Here is an 18,708-nt window from a genome sequence, read left to right as displayed (position 1 = left end):
GAACTGTTACCGCACAACTGGACGCCTGAATCTACCCACTAAAAGACAACGGCCGTTAACGCGGCCGTGTCAATATGTGTTCCCCGAACGCTTACTGAAGTTCCAACAGGGTTGGAATACGACAACTCAGGAAAATACGGTGCCTTAGCATTAAGGAAAGAAGCGGGTATTGCCATAGGTCGCGGCTCGCAAGTTAAGCTAGGTGCGGTAGCATTAGGGTCAGGGACCAGTAGTGGCGATGTGGGGGTAGCTGTTGGTACTTGGGCGCGTGCAGCGCACTCAGCCATATCGGTTGGCCCCAGAAGCCATGCCGCAGGCGACAGCAGTATCGCCGTGGGAAGACAGGCGGTCTCAAAAGGCCCATTTGCCATGTCTTTTGGTAACGTTGCCGCTGCCACTGGTGAGTCTTCATTAGCCATGGGACACTCTGCCACTGCGACAGGGAAACGAGGTATTGCCATTGGTGCAGCGCAAACACCTGCAGTGGGTAGTGGACTTCAGAACAGTGCACTTATGTATACAGCGCAAACCAATACGCAGGCAACAGGAGAGGACTCCATCGCATTGGGTAGCAGTGCTAGAGCTACCGCAGGACAATCTATCGCTTTAGGTGCCACAGCCCAAGCTTTATATACTGGTACCATCGCCCAAGGTTATGGTGCCAGGGCTTCAGGTAATGATGACATCGCTTTAGGTTCTAGGGCCATCGCTGATTCTGGCAACTCCGTCGCCCTCGGCGCCAATTCAAGAACCACTGCACCAACACCTGTTGCTAATTATACCTATACTCCTGCAACAGGTACCCCTTTCACCAAATCATTCGCAGGAACCAATCCGATAGGCGTAGTTTCTGTGGGGAGTAGTGGTGAGGAGCGTCAAATCCAAAACGTCGCCGCTGGCAAAATCTCAAGTAGTTCCACCGATGCCATTAATGGAAGCCAACTTTTTGTGACCAACGAGATGGCACAACGAAGCTTAAACGCTGTCCGCACCTTAAACGATATTGTGGGGGGAAATACTACTGTACATACCGAGACCAATGAGATCAGCTTAGGTAGTGACATCTATGTGGGCAGTGCCAAAGATAACCGTAAACCAGCAGATGCGAGAAGAGTCATCGAATCGATTGGAGCACTTGGCGAAAACAAAGCCCAAGGCGCTGACCTCGCAAACTACTTAGGCGGTGGCTCTACACTTGTAACAGAAAACGGTAGAGCAACCGGCGCCGTCACTGCCCCGAGCTATAACCTTGTGGATGGCAAACCATCAGAGGAAAAAAGCAAAAACTACAACAATGTAGGCGATGCACTAAGTGCTTTAAATACTGCAGTTACTCAACCCATTACCTTTGAGACAGATGATGGCTCCACTACGGCCAGAAAATTGGGCAGCACCTTAAAAGTATTTGGTGAGGATACCATTAGCACTGCTATGCAAGGTGATGGTACCTTAAAAATTTCTGCCAAGACCGCCACGCTTTCTGTCACAGATGGCAAAGTAAGTATAGACAATGGCGATGTAGGTAACGGCAAGCTGGTGACCGCAGGGTCTGTCGCCAACGCCATTAATGAAAGCCACTTTAACGTTAACGCCAGTGCAACCGCAGATGGTGAAGTTTCTAGCAATGGGGAAAGCCCTGTAAAAGCCGGCGATACGGTGAACTACATTGCCGGTAAAAATATCAAGCTTACCCAGGCCGATAAAGCGTTCACCTTTGAAACGAAAGATGATGTTTCCTTTAACAAGGTGAGCATCGGTGCAGGCGGCTTAACTGTTGCTTCTGGCGGCAAAGTTGATATGGGTGGTAATAAAATCACTAATGTGGGTGATGGCAGCGCACCGGGTGATGCGGTGAACTTCTCACAATTGGATGGTGTCAAGACAATTGCGGACAATGCCTTGTCCGAAGCGTCCAAAGGGTGGAATCTGCAAGCCAATGGGGATACTGCGACCAAAGTGGCGCCTGGCGATAAGGTAAGGTTCCTTGATGGCACCAATATCAACGTAACTCGCAACGGTAATGACCTGACGATTGCCACCACGCCTGCATTGACGGCAGATAGCCTGACGATCAACAATGGCGGCCCTGTTATCAACGGTGCCGGCATTGACATGGGTGGCAAGAAAGTCACTAATGTGGCCGATGGCAGCGCACCGGGTGATGCGGTGAACTTCTCGCAACTGGATGGCGTCAAGACAATTGCGGACAATGCCTTGTCCGAAGCGTCCAAAGGGTGGAATCTGCAAGCCAATGGCGATGCTGCCAGCAAGGTGGCGCTGGGCGATACCGTTCAGTTCATTGATGGCACAAACATCAATGTGACGCGTAATGGTAATGACCTGACAATTGCAACCACGCCTGCATTGACGGCAGATAGTCTGACAATCAACAACGGCGGGCCTGTTATCAACGGTGCTGGCATTGACATGGGCGGCAAGAAAATCGCTGGTGTAGCCAATGGCACCGAAGGCACGGATGCGGTCAATCTGAATCAGTTGAACGCTGTGGCAGGCGCCGCTGCAAGTGAGGTTGCGGCAGGCACCAATATTGCCAGCGTCCAGAAAACCGAGGGAGCTAACGGGCAGGCGATCTATACGGTCAATGCCAAAGGCACTGCGGTTTCCGGCGGTTCCGACAAGATTGCCGTTACGTCAACAACGGACGAAGCGACCAACCTGACGACCTACGGTGTTGATCTGAGCGATGCGGTCAAGACCAGCCTGACCAAGGCTGATTCCGCCTTGCAAGAGATTGTGACGCAGATCGATGGTGCTGATGTCAAGACATTGAGCAGCGCCGATAACAAGGTGAACTTTACCGCCGGTGATAATATTGCGCTGACTAACGACAGTGGTGCAATCAAGATTGGCGTGAAACCTGATCTGACCGCCGATAGTCTGACAATCAACAACGGTGGTCCCGTTATCAACGGTGCCGGCATTGACATGGGTGGCAAGAAAGTCACTAATGTGGCCGATGGCAGCGCACCGGGTGATGCGGTGAACTTCTCGCAACTGGATGGCGTCAAGACAATTGCGGACAATGCCTTGTCCGAAGCGTCCAAAGGGTGGAATCTGCAAGCCAATGGCGATGCTGCCAGCAAGGTGGCGCTGGGCGATACCGTTCAGTTCATTGATGGCACAAACATCAATGTGACGCGTAATGGTAATGACCTGACAATTGCAACCACGCCTGCATTGACGGCAGATAGTCTGACAATCAACAACGGCGGGCCTGTTATCAACGGTGCTGGCATTGACATGGGCGGCAAGAAAATCGCTGGTGTAGCCAATGGCACCGAAGGCACAGATGCGATCAATCTGAACCAGTTGAACGCTGTGGCAGGCGCCGCTGCAAGTGAGGTTGCGGCAGGCACCAATATTGCCAGCGTTCAGAAGACTGAAGGCGCTAACGGGCAGGCGATCTATACGGTCAATGCCAAAGGCGCTGCGGTTTCCGGCGGTTCTGACAAGATTGTCGTTACGTCAACAACGGACGATGCGACCAATCTGACGACTTACGGTGTTGATCTGAGCGATGCGGTCAAGACCAGCCTGACCAAGGCTGATTCCGCCTTGCAAGAGATTGTGACGCAGATCGATGGTGCTGATGTCAAGACATTGAGCAGCGCCGATAACAAGGTGAACTTTACCTCCGGTGACAATATTGCGCTGACTAACGACAGTGGTGCAATCAAGATTGGTGTGAAACCTGATCTGACCGTCGATAGTCTGACAATCAACAACGGTGGTCCCGTTATCAACGGTGCCGGCATTGACATGGGTGGCAAGAAAGTCACCAATGTGGCCGATGGCAGCGCACCGGGTGATGCGGTGAACTTCTCGCAACTGGATGGCGTCAAGACAATTGCGGACAATGCCTTGTCCGAAGCGTCCAAAGGGTGGAATCTGCAAGCCAATGGCGATGCTGCCAGCAAGGTGGCGCTGGGCGATACCGTTCAGTTCATTGATGGCACAAACATCAATGTGACGCGTAATGGTAATGACCTGACAATTGCAACCACGCCTGCATTGACGGCCGATAGTCTGACAATCAACAACGGTGGTCCCGTTATCGGTAGCACCGGCGTTGACATGAAGGACAAGAAGCTGACCTATGTAGCACCGGGCACACTGTCGGCTGACAGCAAGGATGGGGTCAATGCCAGCCAGCTGTTTGCCGTGGGTAACAGCACCGCTGCAGCATTCGGCGGCGATAGTGTATTCAACCCGGATACCGGCGTGGTTGTACCCTCGCTGAATGTTGGCGACAAGACCTTCACGAATGTGAACGATGCGCTGGGTGACTTGAACACTACCCTGGCATCGACTACTGCCGAGGTCAATAAGGGCTGGAACCTGCAAGCCAATGGGGATGCCGCGACTAAAGTGGCGCCTGGCGATAAGGTTCAATTCCTTGATGGCACAAACATCAATGTGACTCGTAATGGCAATGATCTGACGATTGCCACCACGCCTACATTGACCGCCGACAGCTTGACGATCAATGGTGGCCCTGTTATCAACAGTGCCGGCATTGACATGGGCGGCAAGAAAATCGCTGGTGTAGCCAATGGCACCGAAGGCACGGATGCGGTCAATCTGAATCAGTTGAACGCTGTGGCAGGCGCCGCTGCAAGTGAGGTTGCGGCAGGCACCAATATTGCCAGCGTCCAGAAAACCGAGGGAGCTAACGGGCAGGCGATCTATACGGTCAATGCCAAAGGCGCTGCGGTTTCCGGCGGTTCTGACAAGATTGTCGTTACGTCAACAACGGACGATGCGACCAACCTGACGACCTACGGTGTTGATTTGAGCGATGCGGTCAAGACCAGCCTGACCAAGGCTGATTCCGCCTTGCAAGAGATTGTGACGCAGATCGATGGTGCTGATGTCAAGACATTGAGCAGCGCCGATAACAAGGTGAACTTTACCTCCGGTGACAATATTGCGCTGACTAACGACAGTGGTGCAATCAAGATTGGTGTGAAACCTGATCTGACCGCCGACAGTCTGACAATCAACAATGGCGGGCCGATCTTCAATGTTGATGGCATCAATATGAACGACAAGAAGATCACTGGTATTGCCGATGGAACGGGTCCGAAGGATGCGGTTAACGTCAGCCAGTTGGACGCAGTCAAGCAAACAGCCAACCAGGGCTGGAATCTGACAGCCAATGGTAGCGACAGTATCAATATTGCGCCGGGTGAGACGGTAGACCTCTCGCCAGCAACAGGTGACAACAATATTGTCGTTGGAAAAACCGATAGGAACCTGACGGTAGGTCTGAATCGCAATCTCAATATCGACTCTATCCAGGTCGGTGACACACTGGTCAATGGCGATGGCCTGACTATTACCGGCGGTCCGAACGTCAAGAAATCGGGTATTGATGCCGGAGGCAAGAAAATCGCTGGTGTAGCCAATGGCACCGAAGGCACGGATGCGGTCAATCTGAACCAGTTGAATGCTGTGGCAGGCGCAGCTGCAAGTGAGGTTGCGGCAGGCACCAATATTGCCAGCGTTCAGAAGACTGAAGGAGCCAACGGGCAGGCGATCTATACGGTCAATGCCAAAGGCACTGCGGTTTCCGGCGGTTCCGACAAGATTGTCGTTACGTCAACAACGGACGATGCGACCAACCTGACGACCTACGGTGTTGATCTGAGCGATGCGGTCAAGACCAGCCTGACCAAGGCTGATTCCGCCTTGCAAGAGATTGTGACGCAGATCGATGGTGCTGATGTCAAGACATTGAGCAGCGCCGATAACAAGGTGAACTTTACCGCCGGTGATAATATTGCGCTGGTCAACGACAGTGGTGCAATCAAGATCAACGTGACACCTGATCTTACTGTCGATAGCTTGACAATCAACAATGGTGGGCCTGTTATCGGCAGCACCGGCATTGATATGCAGGACAAGAAGCTGACCAATGTAGCACCGGGCACACTGTCTGCCGACAGCAAGGATGGCATCAATGCCAGCCAGCTGTTTGCCGTGGGTAACAGCACTGCTGCGGCATTCGGTGGCGATAGCACCTTCAACCCGGATACCGGCGTGGTTGTACCTTCGCTGAATGTTGGCGACAAGACCTTCACGAATGTGAACGATGCGCTGGGTGATTTGAACACTACCCTGGCATCGACTACTGCCGAGGTCAATAAGGGCTGGAACCTGCAAGCCAATGGGGATGCCGCGACTAAAGTGGCGCCTGGCGATAAGGTTCAATTCCTTGATGGCACAAACATCAATGTGAGCCGCGACGGTAATGATCTGACAATTGCCACCACGCCTGCATTGACGGCCGATAGCCTGACGATCAATGGCGGCCCTGTTATCAGCGGTGCCGGCATTGACATGGGCGGCAAGAAAGTCACAGGGATTGCCAATGGCACCGAAGGCACGGATGCGGTCAATCTGAACCAGCTGAACGCTGTGGCAGGCGCCGCTGCAAGTGAGGTTGCGGCAGGCACCAATATTGCCAGCGTCCAGAAAACCGAGGGAGCCAACGGGCAGGCGATCTATACGGTCAATGCCAAAGGAACGGCAGTTTCCGGCGGTTCTGACAAGATTGCCGTTACGTCAACAACGGACGATGCGACCAACCTGACAACTTACAATGTTGATCTGAGCGATGCGGCCAAGAGCAGCCTGACCAAGGCTGACTCTGCCCTGCAGAGCATTGTGACGCAGATCGATGGTGCTGATGTCAAGACATTGAGCAGCGCCGATAACAAGGTGAACTTTACCTCCGGTGATAATATTGCGCTGGTCAACGACAATGGTGCAATCAAGATCAACGTGACACCTGATCTTACGGTCGATAGCTTGACAATCAACAATGGTGGGCCTGTTATCGGCAGCACCGGCATTGATATGCAGGACAAGAAGCTGACCAATGTAGCACCGGGCACACTGTCTGCCGACAGCAAGGATGGTGTCAATGCCAGCCAGTTGTTTGCCGTGGGTAACAGCACTGCTGCGGCATTCGGTGGTGATAGCACCTTCAACCCGGATACCGGCGTGGTTGTACCTTCGCTGAATGTCGGCGACAAGACCTTCACGAATGTGAATGATGCGCTGAGTGACCTGAACACCACCCTGGCCTCGACCACAGCCGAGGTCAACAAGGGCTGGAACTTGCAAGCCAATGGTGATACCGCTACTAAAGTGGCGCCTGGCGATAAGGTTCAGTTCCTTGATGGCACAAACATCAACGTGACTCGCACTGGCAATGACCTGACGATTGCAACATGGGCCGATCTGAAGGCCGATAGCCTGACGATCAACAATGGTGGGCCTGTTATCGGCAGCACCGGCATTGATATGCAGGACAAGAAGCTGACCAATGTGGCACCCGGTACACTGTCTGCCGACAGCAAGGATGGCGTCAATGCCAGCCAGCTGTTTGCCGTGGGTAACAGCACCGCTGCAGCATTCGGTGGCGACAGCACCTTCAACCCGGATACCGGCGTGGTTGTACCTTCGCTGAATGTTGGCGACAAGACCTTCACGAATGTGAACGATGCGCTGGGTGACTTGAACACTACCCTGGCATCGACTACTGCCGAGGTCAATAAGGGCTGGAACCTGCAAGCCAATGGGGATGCCGCGACTAAAGTGGCGCCTGGCGATAAGGTTCAATTCCTTGATGGCACAAACATCAACGTGACTCGCACTGGCAATGACCTGACGATTGCAACATGGGCCGATCTGAAGGCCGATAGCCTGACGATCAACAATGGTGGGCCGGTTTTCAATGTTGATGGTATCAACATGAACGACAAGAAGCTGACCAACGTGGCTGCCGGCACACTGTCCGCCGACAGCAAGGATGGCGTCAATGCGGGCCAGTTGTTTACCGTTGGCGATAGTACCGCGCAAGCTTTGGGCGGCGACAGCATCTTCGATCCGGTTACGGGCAAGGTTACGGCCGGACTGAAGATCGGTGACAAGACGTTTAATAACGTGAACAGCGCGTTAACGGCAATTAACGACAATGTCACTTCCGTTGCCACTCGTGGCTGGGATATTGCGGGCGCCACTGGGGTCGTGGGTTCGGTCGCAACCGGCGGTCAGGTGCAGTTCCTGGCCGGCGACAATCATACGAAGGTGAATGTGGCCCAGGAAAACGGCATATCCAAAGTGACCGTGTCCACGGCGGCGTCGCCTCTGCAGTATAGCGACACTGCGAACGCCAACGGCCAGAATGCTGCTGCCGCTCCGTTTGAGGTAACCAATTCCGTGACCCTGGTCGGCAAGGATGCGGCTGCGCCGGTAAGCCTGAATAACGTTGCCAAGGCAACGTTATCTGAGGATAGCTTGCAGGCGGTCAATGGCCAGCAGTTGTACGGACTGGGCAACAGCATTGCGAACACGCTGGGCGGTGGCACCTACTTCAATGCCGATACCGGCACATTGTCGACGAAGATTCGTGTGGATGGCAGCGAGTATAACAGCGTGGCAGATGCCCTTGATAACATCGGTCGCGTGGCCAATGGCGGATGGAATCTGCAACTGAATAACGATACGCCTCAGAAAGTCGGTTCGGGTGCCACTGTTGGGTTCAACCAGGGTAGCAATATCCAGCTGACACGCGATGGCAATCAGGTTACCGTTGCCACCGCGCCGAACGTGACCTTCGAATCCGTCAAAGCCGACAGGCTGGAAGGTGACGTGGTTTCTGCCAAATCATATCTCGGTGTGATTGATGGTCCAGCATTGACGCAACAGGGTATTGATGCTGCCGGAAAACCCATTTCCAATGTCGGCCCTGGTGACATTTCCGAAGGCAGCACCGATGCTGTCACCGGTGGTCAGTTGTATAGCCTGGCTGGCGGCACGGCTGCGGCGATTAACCGCCTGCAGAGCAATCTGGATCGTGTGGCCAAGGACGCTAATGCCGGCTCTGCCACAGCCGGTGCCATGGCCAATCTGCCACAAGCCTATTTACCAGGCAAGAGCATGTTCGCGCTTGCAACTGCCCGGTATGTTGGCCAGCAAGGCTTTGCGGCAGGCCTGTCCAAGGTTTCCGATAACGGAAACTGGATTATCAAGGGCAGTGTAAGCGGCAACACACGTGGCAAGACGATGGTTGGCGCTGGTATCGGTTACCAGTGGTAATCCAGTAAATAAGCCCGGCCCCGGAACACTGCCGGGGCTGATTTTCAAATCGATGATTTTAAATGACCATGAAATATTCAATAAGCAAACGTGTAATTGCAGCAGCGGTGACCGTTGCCAGCATGGCCTTGGCCGGATGTTCCTCAACTTTGAGCGACGTGACTTCCGACGGAAAAACGAAGAATCCGGTATTTCCGGATCCGCAGAAAGTGACATTCAATAATACAAAGGGAACATTCCCGAATCGCGATTCCCTGAATGAAGTCAGGTCAGGAATGACCAAGGATCAGCTCTATTATTTGCTGGGCCGGCCTCACTTTCATGAAGGACTCTTCGGCGTCAAGGAGTGGGATTATCTGTTCCATTTCAATACAGGAACCACCGGAAAAAATCGCGTTGTAACCTGCCAGTTCAAGGTCTTGTTCGACAAGGACAATCTTGCGCAAAGCTTCTTCATGCGCCCGGTGAGCGAACCAAGCGATCTGTGCTCATTTGGAAAGCCAGGCCCAAAAAAACAGCGCTTCGATCTTGAGGCCGATGGTCTGTTCAATTTTGACAAAGCCGATCTGCCCAACCTGACGCCTGAGGGCAGGGAAAGATTGAGAGACCTGGCACGTGTTCTCGGGCAGTCCGGACCAGTTCAATCCATTGATATTGTCGGCTATACCGATAGTCTCGGTTCTGACGCCTATAATCAACAGTTGTCTTTGAATCGTGCGCAGACGGTAAAGCGGTACCTTGGCACCTTGGGCGTTCCCATGAGCGTCATGACTGCAAGGGGAGCGGGTAAGACAATGGCGTATGCACAATGCAGTAAGACGCTGGATAGAGCGTCTTTGATCGCCTGCCTTGGCCCGAATCGTCGGGTGACCCTGGAGGTGACAGGCGTTCAGGACAGGTCTGTGAAACAGTAGGCATCTGTATTCAAATCAGTCACTTGTCTACACAGTTGTCATTAAAGCCAGCTTATGGCGCTGTTCCCGGGAACAGCGCATGATTGAAAAAGTGGGCCTTGCGTTAAAAGCAAGGCCCTTTTTTTCATGATTCAAGCTATGCCGTCAAATCCTGACCTGAACGGCAGGGTTTGACGGCATAGCTTGCGTAGAGCAATCCAATAAAATTAATATTCATCGCATTTTTCATGCATTCTAAACTTGCCACCCGGCCCAGGTCGATTTTGTACCTATCGTCGGGAGCGATCAGGGCAGGAATTCAGCCAGTGAATCTGAACCAATTCGTTTAGATTGAAATATTCGAACGACTCTGTCGAAAATTTGAACTGGATCAGACTTAAGTTGCTACGCTAGACTGCACCCACTTTGGATTTTTTTGGGTTGAGAGTTTTTATGCTGGCTGGCGCGTTAACGGGTATTCGGGTTGTTGACTTGTCCCGGATATTGGCAGGACCCTGGTGTACCCAGAATTTGGCCGATTTGGGGGCAGAGGTCATTAAAGTGGAGCGGCCCGAGTCGGGTGATGATACCCGTCAGTGGGGGCCACCGTACCTTGAGGCCGAATCCGGGGAGTCGATGTCAGCGTATTTTATGTGCTGCAACCGGAATAAAAAATCAATATGCCTGGATTTCAAGCATGCCCCTGACCGGGAAAAACTGCTGGAGTTGATTCGCGGTGCCGATGTCCTGGTTGAGAATTATCGGGTCGGTACCCTGAAGCAATACGGCCTGGACTACGAGAGTATCAGGCTCATTAATCCACGTTTGGTGTATGCATCCATCACCGGTTATGGCCAGACGGGCCCAAAATCGGCAAGGCCTGGCTACGACTATATATTTCAGGGCCTGGGCGGGCTCATGAGCTATACCGGGCACGCTGATGGCGAGCCCGGTGCTGGTCCGCTGCGCACTGGCGTTGCTGTTGTCGATATTACAACCGGCATGTATGCCACTTCCGCCATATTGGCGGCGCTGTTTCAACGCCACGGCACAGGGCAGGGCGCATGGCTGGATCTGGCCTTATTTGATGTAGCCGTAGCCATGAATGCGAATCAGGCTGCCAATTATCTGATCTCCGGAGAAAACCCGGCCCGTAGCGGCAACGCACATCCGAATTTAGCGCCCTATGAAGTATTTAGGGCAAGCGATGGCTATCTGATTCTTGCCATTGGCAATGATACCCAGTTTGCACGCTTCTGCGCATTCTGCGACCGAAGCGAGCTGGCAGAGGATCAGCGATTTGCGACCAATAGCGAGCGCATCCGCAATCTGCAAGCCTTGCGGGCTGCACTTGCAGACATTCTCATTACCGAACCCAGAAGTTACTGGACTGCGGCGCTGGATGATCTTGGCATTTCCTGGGGAGCAGTCAATACGCTTGAAGACGTTTTCGCTGATGAACAGGTGCGCCATCGCCAAATGTTGCAGACAACTGTTCATCCCCGGCTGGGACAGATCCCGTTGATCCGAAATCCCATGCTCGCGCCCGGATCAACCTCATGTCCCGTGCCCCCGCCTTTGCTGGGCGAGCATACCAAAGCAGTGCTCGGTTAAACCGAACCAATAACAGTTAAGGAGACATACATTGAAGTTATCCATTTTGCAATCCGGCCTGTGCGCCGGCCTGGTTATGGCGGCTCTGCCGGTCATGGCCGCTTTTCCTAACAAGCCGCTCAAGCTCATTGTTCCCTATGCGCCAGGGGGCACGACCGACCTGGTTGCCCGAATTGTCGCCTCTGGACTTGGTGATGTTCTGGGACAACCTGTGGTTATTCTTAACAAGCCCGGCGCGGGTGGGGCGATCGGCAGCGCGGCAGCAACCCGCGAAGCGCCCGATGGTTATACGCTGGTGATGGCGGTGGAAAGTTCCCATAGCGTGAATCCCAACGTGCAGAAGCACCAAATGTATGACCCGATCAAGGATTTTGCGCCAATCAGCAATCTGGCCAATGTGCCGGGTGTGCTGGATATCAAGGCTTCCTCGGATATAAAAACATTCGACCAACTGGTCCAGCAATTGAAGGCCAATCCGGAAAAATTCTCGTTTGGTTCGTCCGGCAACGGCGGATACAGCCATTTGTTCGGCGAACAGTTTCTTAAGGCGACCAACACCAAAATGCTGCATGTCCCATACAAGGGACTGGGGCCGGCGCTGACCGATCTACTGGCCGGTCAGATAAATGTGGTGTTCGATAACTATCCATCTTCGGCCGGCCAGCTGGAAGCGGGAAAAATCCGTGCACTGGCGGTGGCTTCGCCGACCCGCCTGAAAAATCTGCCCGATACGCCGACCTATGCAGAAGCAGGGTATCCCCGGTTGAATACGCCATCATGGTTTGGTCTGGCCGCGCCGGCCGGGGTTCCCGACGCGACACTGGATGCATTGAACAGTGCGGTGAAAAAGACACTGTCTGATCCGCAGGTTATTGCAGCGCTGCAAAAACAAGGCGCGATTCCAGCTTATACGTCCCGCCAGGATTTTGCGAATATCATCCGCGATTCGAACGCGCAGTGGCGGGCAATTGTAAATGACATTAAATTTGAAAAACTGTGAGAATGAAATGACAACAGCAACCGAATACGCACATGCTTCTTTTTCGATAGACGAGCAGGGGATAGGCACGCTTTGTATTAAAAACGCCGGCACGCTCAATATATTGGGAACACCGGTAGTTACCTCCCTGCTGGATGCATTTTCTGATTTGAACAACAACCAAAACCTTCGCGTGCTGATTCTGCGTGGTGAGGCGGACAAGGCGTATATAGCCGGTGCAGATATCAAGGAAATGGCTACGTTTGACAAAGATCAGGCGGTAACATTCATAGATCTGTTGCGGCAACTGTGCGAGGCGGTAAGGCTTCTTCCTGTGCCTGTTATTGCGCGGATTCCGGGCTGGTGCCTGGGAGGCGGCCTGGAACTGGCGCTGGCGTGCGATCTGCGTATATGCGCTGCCACTGCCAATCTGGGAATGCCGGAAGTAAAAGTAGGCATCCCGTCCATTATTCATGCGGCACTGTTGCCGCGCCTGATTGGCGGCGCACGGGCCTCCTGGCTGCTGTTGACGGGCGAAGTGGTGAACGGGCAGCAGGCGCTGGACATGGGCCTGGTTGACGCTGCGGTCGCGCTTGCAGACCTGGACGCGCACATATTGCAGGTAGCGACAGGCCTGGCCCAATGCGGACCGCAAGTGCTTGCCCAGCAAAAGCGCTTGCTGCGCGAATGGCAAAACGAACCGTTGCAGACATCAATACAAAATAGCGTTCGTGAGTTCGGAGAAGCGTTCGGTACCGGCGAACCGCAAAAATACATGGGCCAATTTGTAAAAGACAAACAGAAAGGCAAGTCTGCGTAGCTGATGTGACGGTCTGCCATAGGACCGCCTCATATCGCGTTTCTCTTTTTGTTTGAAACAAGCCAGTACAATAATATGTTAACTGGCATATTTCAAACAAAAAGGAGCGCTTGTGCGCTACGAATTAAAAGATCTGCGTCTTTTTCTGGCCATCGTGCAAGCGCAGAACCTGTCTACCGGGGCCGAGCGCATGCACATGACCGCCTCGTCGGCCAGTTACCGGCTCAAAAACCTGGAATATACGGTGGGCAGTGCGTTGTTTTTGCGTACACCCAAGGGCATGATACCCACCCCAGCCGGCGAGGTATTGACCATGCACGCCAAGAAGTTGCTTGCGGAAGTGGAAACGATGCATGCCGAATTAAGCCATTATGCAAGTAATTTGCGGGGCAGTATCCGGCTTCTGGCAAATAGCAGCGCGCTCAATAGTTTCATCATTCCCAGCGTGACGCGATTTCTCACGTCAAACGCAGGCATTGATATTGATCTGAAAGAAAAAGAAAGCCTGACAATAAGCCATGCCATCGTCGAGGGCCAGGCGGATATAGGCGTGGGCGCTGATCTGGAACAACTGCCGGGTCTGATGCGCGAGCTGTACGCGATTGACCGGCTCGTATGTGCGGTTTCTCCTGAGCATCCGTTGGCAAGCGCGAAAACCGTGGCCTTTGAGGATGTGCTGACCTACGATCTGGTCAGTATGGATCATAGCAGCAGCAATTTTCATTTTCTGGCCAATCAGGCCAGGCTGACGGGCAGACCGATGAAAACCCGGGTGCATGTTCATAACTTCAGTTCAACAATTTATATGGTTCAGGCGGGTGTGGGCGCCGCCGTTGTGCCAGCCAGTGTCGTGACCGAAAGCGAACGCAACGGGCGTGTGGTGTCGCTGGCCATAAGCGATACCTGGGCAGTTCGCCACTTGTATCTGGTCAGAACCGTTGCTTCGGAAAAAAATGAACTGGTAAGGGAGTTCGCCCAGATCTTATTGAATGACCCGCAGATCGTGGCTGCGCGGATTCAATAGCAAAGCAGCGCGCTGACAGACAAAAATGTGTTTTTTGCGTGTGTAAAACGCGATGCGGACCCTGGTCTATGTGCGTTATAAAAATGACCTGATTCGCATGGCAGGCGCGAGGTAACGGTGATTTGTGACGCAGTTAGTACTTCAGTCCGGTCGTCGTGTGCGCGCCATGCGCAGCAATTTTTAGTCAAGCTTGGTTAACAAGTATCGAAAACCAGCCCGATCTGTGTTAAAGATATTGGATGAGGCATTTTTAAAGACAATGCGGATGAACAGCCTCTTGCTTTTCCGCTTAAAGGTGAATCTATGACTAGTGCAAACACAATCAAGAGTAAAGCAGAAGAACTTGTTGGAAAAGGACAATCTGCTCTGGGTGATGTTTTTGATGATCCGCAAATGCAGGCAGAAGGCAAAGTGCGTCAAGCTTCGGGTCAGGCATCATATGCAGTCAATTCGTTTGTCGACTGCGTTGTTGATGGAGCGCGCAGCAACCCACTGGCTGCACTGCTTGCCGCCGGAGCGATCGGTCTGGTACTAGGGCGCCATCTATATAAAAAATAAGGGGCCGCGTTTTCTTGCGACCCCGAGCATTTCATTGTCATGGAACCGATGCCGGTTGGGAGCGATTGCGGTGCACTTTCTTGGCCCGTGCCACAAGCTATTGGTCGTGCCACCAGGCCAGTGCCATCCAGCTAACGCGGCAGGCTGGATGCGCACGGACTGCCGCTATTACCAGCGGTGATGGCCCCGGCCGCGATATCCACGGTCTCGATAGCCACGGTCTCGATGGTCATAATGGGAAGAACGGTCAGAATAGCCGTCCCGGTCATACCAACGTCCGCTTCGACCGTGATCGTGAACGATACAGCCCGACAGCAGGATGAGTGATAAAAAAATTGCGGTTGTGCTTAGCAGTTTCATTTTTGTACCCCCGAACACAGGTTATTACCGCTTTGATCATAAATCCAAGTGGCGGGCAAGGGCATTTCTAAACCGTTAACGGCATTTCAACCTGTTACCTGCTGACGCTGCCAAGCGTTTGCATGCTTCAGGGTGTTTGCTGGAATTGGCTGCTATTGCGGTTGTGACCGGGCGAACGCGCATACCTGTGACCATTTCACAGGTATGTGGTGAAGATCGCTAGATTTATAGCGCTGAATTTACTGCCCAGGGACCGTTGCATAAAGGTTTATTACTGACGATCTGTGGCTCAGTTTTGCCAATCGGGGCTATCACTCGGCGGCTGATCACTCCGGACCTGCCACTCAGGATCTATTACGGTTATTCCAGTCGCTGTTATTGCGGTCACCGCTATTTCGGTCGCGATTATGCCAGTCGCGAGTGGCTTTGTCGCTGCTATTCCAGTTGCCGTCGCGGCGGCTATCGGTACCCTGTCCATAATTACCGTCTGTTCTGTTGTACCGAGAATCGTCCTGCCCGGATGCAGAGCGGTCATGATGACGGTATCGGTCGTCTGAACCATGCATGGCGCACCCGGTGATGGCGGCCAGAGAAAGAATTACAGCACCTGTTGTGATGGCTTTCATTGACTTTCCTTGTTGATGGAGATGGAGTTTTCAGTTAAACACAGGAAAGAGGACCGCTGCAGTTCGCATGGGTTACACCCGGTATCGGGATGTTACCCGGAGCGCAGGCAGTGTCGGCTTTGTTCTAGCGCTGTCGATAAGCGATATGAAATCGGTAAAATAGGCAGGTCGGGGAGGAGGGGGTCAACACCGCGAACTGCAAATTTTTGGCATGTCCAGCCTCGCTCCCAGTTGGGTCATGCCCATTGGCCACCGGGAATATGCGCAATCGGATGTAGATTTCGGCAAGCACCCTCTTATTTACAGGCAGTAAAACCACAATGAACTTGCTTCAAACCTACCAACCTATCGTGACGCTCCCGTCTACGTCCCTGGATATTATTGGCGACGTTCATGGTGAATATGATGCGCTTCGGCAAATGCTGCTTCACCTGGGTTATGACAGCCTTGGCCGCCATGCGTCGGGGCGCACACTGGTCTTTATTGGCGACTTGTGTGATCGCGGACCCGACAGCCCGGCGGTGGTCAGGCTGGTGCAGGGCATGGTCAATGCCGGGTATGCCATTTGTGTTTTGGGCAATCATGAACTGAATATCCTGCGAGGGTTGCGCAAGGACGGCAACAGCTGGTTCTGGGATGAATCGGCTGATGGTGACGAGAAATTCGGCAAAATGCACGTCCTTCCCAAGGCCGAGCGGCAGCCAATGTTGGACTTTTTTGCGAGCCTGCCCATTGTTGCCTGCAACAGCCAATTGCGGGTGGTGCATGCGGCCTGGCATACGCCTTCTGTCAACGATATCGGCTCGCAGGCTCTGACATCCATTGTTAAATACTTCGATGATCGTGAAAGGCAAACCAACGATGTTATCCGCAGCGATAGCCAGTTTCAGTATTATGTTGCGGAGCAGAAGCAATGGCGCGTGCATATTCCTGATGCGGCGCAACCCGTTCCTTTCCTGGGGGCAACGGCTTATATGCGCGAACTCCGGCAAATGGCCAATCCAATTCGGGTATTGACTTCCGGCGTGGAAACGGCAGATAGCGAAACCTTTTTCAGCGGGGGAGAATGGCGTTTCGTGCAACGGGCGCGCTGGTGGGACACCTATACGGAAGCGGTGCCCGTCTTGATCGGGCACTACTGGCGCAACCCGCAGGACAAACCGGTGAGTGCGCTGTCTCGTGGTCGCGACCTGTTTGCAGGCGTGGCGCCCTACGACTGGCACGGCGCACGCGGTAATGTGTTTTGTGTGGATTATTGTGCCGGCGCTCGGTTCCTGGAACGATCAGGCGTGATGGCGCAGGGACAAACGCGACTTGCCGCCATGCGCTGGCCCGAACGCACGCTCATGTTTGATTCGGGCGAGCAGGTTGCCAGCGGCAATTTCGGCAGGGTGGCTCGGGAGTAACCGGCAAAAAGCTTCCTATTTACCTTGGAGCAATTCGGGCATACCCCTGTTGAAAATTCATCAAAATAAATGCAATATCTGTACTATAAAAGATGTGATCACACAACAGACAAGATGGCGAGGCCCGCTTATGAGGTAAGCGGGGTAACCCACATGTGTGCCGCAACTACGTAAAAAATTGAATACAAGTAATTTAAGACAACAAGTATTTTGAGATAACAAGCGTATTTAGTCCTGGAGGAGGGAATAATGGCTGCTGTAAAACGTAGGAGTTTTCTGAAGTCGATATCTGCTGTCACAGCGGCATCGGCTTTCGGATTGAGCTATTCAGATGTGATTCTGGCGCGTCGCGCCGATTTTCGGCTCAAATTTGCCAATAACCTGCCGGTGTCTCACCCCATGAATATCCGCGCCAAGGAGATGGTTGAGGCCATCAAGAAAGAAACAGATGGCGCAGTAGATATTCGTGTATATCCAAGCAGCCAGCTGGGAAATGATACCGATACGCTCTCTCAGATCCGTGCCGGGGCTGTAGACTTTTTCACGCTGTCCCCCATTATCATGGGTACCCTTATTTCCAAAACGCAGATTTCCGGTATCGGCTTTGGCTTTAAGGACTACGACCAGGTCTGGAAGGCTATGGACGGTGAGTTGGGCGTCGCCGTGCGCGAAGAAATCGAGAAAGGGTCAAACCTGACCGCTTTCGATAAGATCTGGGACAATGGTTTCCGGATTATTACTACCAGCTCCAAACCGGTCAAAACGCCTGACGATCTGACCAGTGTGAAACTGCGTGTGCCGCCAAGCCCGCTGTGGACGTCCATGTTCAAAAGCCTGGGTGCGTCGCCAACCACCATCAATTTTGCCGAAACCTATTCTGCCTTGCAGACCCATATCGCCGACGGTCAGGAAAATCCAATTACGCTCATAGAGACAGCCAAGCTGTATGAGGTACAGAAATATGCCTCGCTTACCAATCACATGTGGGATGGATTCTGGTTCCTGGCCAATCGGGACAATCTGGCCAAAGTGCCCAAGGATATTCAGGAAGTGATTCGCAAGCACGTGATGGAAGCGAGCCTTAAAGAGCGGGACGATCTTGCCAAATTGAGCCTGACCGTTAAACAGACGCTGGAAGGCAAGGGTATGGCCTTTAATGAAGTAGATACCAACGCTTTCCGTGGCAAATTAAAAGATGCCGGTTTTTACGAACAATGGAAGAAATCCTTTGGTGATCCGCTTTGGTCAAAACTGGAGCAATTTACTGGGGCGCTGTCTTGAGTGTAAGCATTGCCAGTC

11 protein-coding genes and 1 pseudogene are annotated in these 18,708 nt (G+C 53.0%); 10 read left to right on the top strand and 2 right to left on the bottom strand.

What is annotated here, in order from left to right; all coding sequences use genetic code 11:
• Positions 1-66: 66 nt before the first annotated feature.
• The 8 genes and pseudogenes from EV681_RS22835 to EV681_RS11215 form a co-directional block, all read left to right on the top strand.
• Positions 67-978 (top strand): annotated as a pseudogene (locus EV681_RS22835) (hypothetical protein); the annotation flags it as partial.
• Between the two features lie 453 nt (positions 979-1,431).
• Positions 1,432-9,129, top strand: a complete 7,698-nt coding sequence (locus EV681_RS11245; RefSeq protein ID WP_242612202.1) for a YadA-like family protein — start codon at positions 1,432-1,434, stop codon at positions 9,127-9,129.
• Between the two features lie 62 nt (positions 9,130-9,191).
• On the top strand, positions 9,192-10,043 hold the full coding sequence (bamE, locus tag EV681_RS11240) for an outer membrane protein assembly factor BamE domain-containing protein (protein ID WP_242612201.1): 852 nt from the start codon (positions 9,192-9,194) through the stop codon (positions 10,041-10,043).
• A gap of 432 nt (positions 10,044-10,475) precedes the next feature.
• The gene (locus EV681_RS11235) at positions 10,476-11,636 is read left to right on the top strand and encodes a CaiB/BaiF CoA transferase family protein (protein WP_130304076.1); all 1,161 of its coding nucleotides are present in this window, start codon (positions 10,476-10,478) and stop codon (positions 11,634-11,636) included.
• A gap of 76 nt (positions 11,637-11,712) precedes the next feature.
• Positions 11,713-12,636, top strand: coding sequence for a Bug family tripartite tricarboxylate transporter substrate binding protein (locus tag EV681_RS11230; RefSeq protein ID WP_242612228.1), 924 nt, complete (start codon positions 11,713-11,715; stop codon positions 12,634-12,636).
• Positions 12,637-12,643: 7 nt separating this feature from the next.
• Complete coding sequence (locus tag EV681_RS11225) at positions 12,644-13,435, top strand: enoyl-CoA hydratase (protein ID WP_130303960.1); 792 nt, start codon at positions 12,644-12,646, stop codon at positions 13,433-13,435.
• Positions 13,436-13,547: 112 nt separating this feature from the next.
• Positions 13,548-14,459, top strand: coding sequence for a LysR family transcriptional regulator (locus tag EV681_RS11220; RefSeq protein ID WP_242612200.1), 912 nt, complete (start codon positions 13,548-13,550; stop codon positions 14,457-14,459).
• A gap of 303 nt (positions 14,460-14,762) precedes the next feature.
• Entirely contained in the window at positions 14,763-15,017 is a 255-nt protein-coding gene (locus EV681_RS11215; protein ID WP_130303959.1) for a CsbD family protein, read from the top strand.
• A gap of 131 nt (positions 15,018-15,148) precedes the next feature.
• Here the strand turns inward: EV681_RS11215 and EV681_RS22540 are convergent, their stop codons facing one another.
• Both EV681_RS22540 and EV681_RS11205 read right to left on the bottom strand, forming a co-directional pair.
• Entirely contained in the window at positions 15,149-15,286 is a 138-nt protein-coding gene (locus EV681_RS22540; protein WP_165393008.1) for a hypothetical protein, read from the bottom strand.
• 435 nt (positions 15,287-15,721) lie between these two features.
• Positions 15,722-16,003 (bottom strand): hypothetical protein, encoded by a 282-nt coding sequence (locus EV681_RS11205; protein WP_128394020.1) that lies wholly within the window; start codon positions 16,001-16,003, stop codon positions 15,722-15,724.
• 320 nt (positions 16,004-16,323) lie between these two features.
• On the opposite strand from EV681_RS11205, the gene EV681_RS11200 reads away from it, so the two are divergent.
• Both EV681_RS11200 and EV681_RS11195 read left to right on the top strand, forming a co-directional pair.
• The gene (locus tag EV681_RS11200; RefSeq protein ID WP_130303957.1) at positions 16,324-17,409 is read left to right on the top strand and encodes a metallophosphoesterase; all 1,086 of its coding nucleotides are present in this window, start codon (positions 16,324-16,326) and stop codon (positions 17,407-17,409) included.
• A gap of 249 nt (positions 17,410-17,658) precedes the next feature.
• Positions 17,659-18,690 (top strand): TRAP transporter substrate-binding protein, encoded by a 1,032-nt coding sequence (locus EV681_RS11195; RefSeq protein WP_130303956.1) that lies wholly within the window; start codon positions 17,659-17,661, stop codon positions 18,688-18,690.
• Positions 18,691-18,708: the final 18 nt, after the last annotated feature.

The sequence above is a fragment of the Advenella incenata genome (genome assembly GCF_004217095.1).
GTDB lineage: Bacteria > Pseudomonadota > Gammaproteobacteria > Burkholderiales > Burkholderiaceae_B > Advenella > Advenella incenata.
This window is presented reverse-complemented; position numbering and strand designations above follow the sequence as displayed.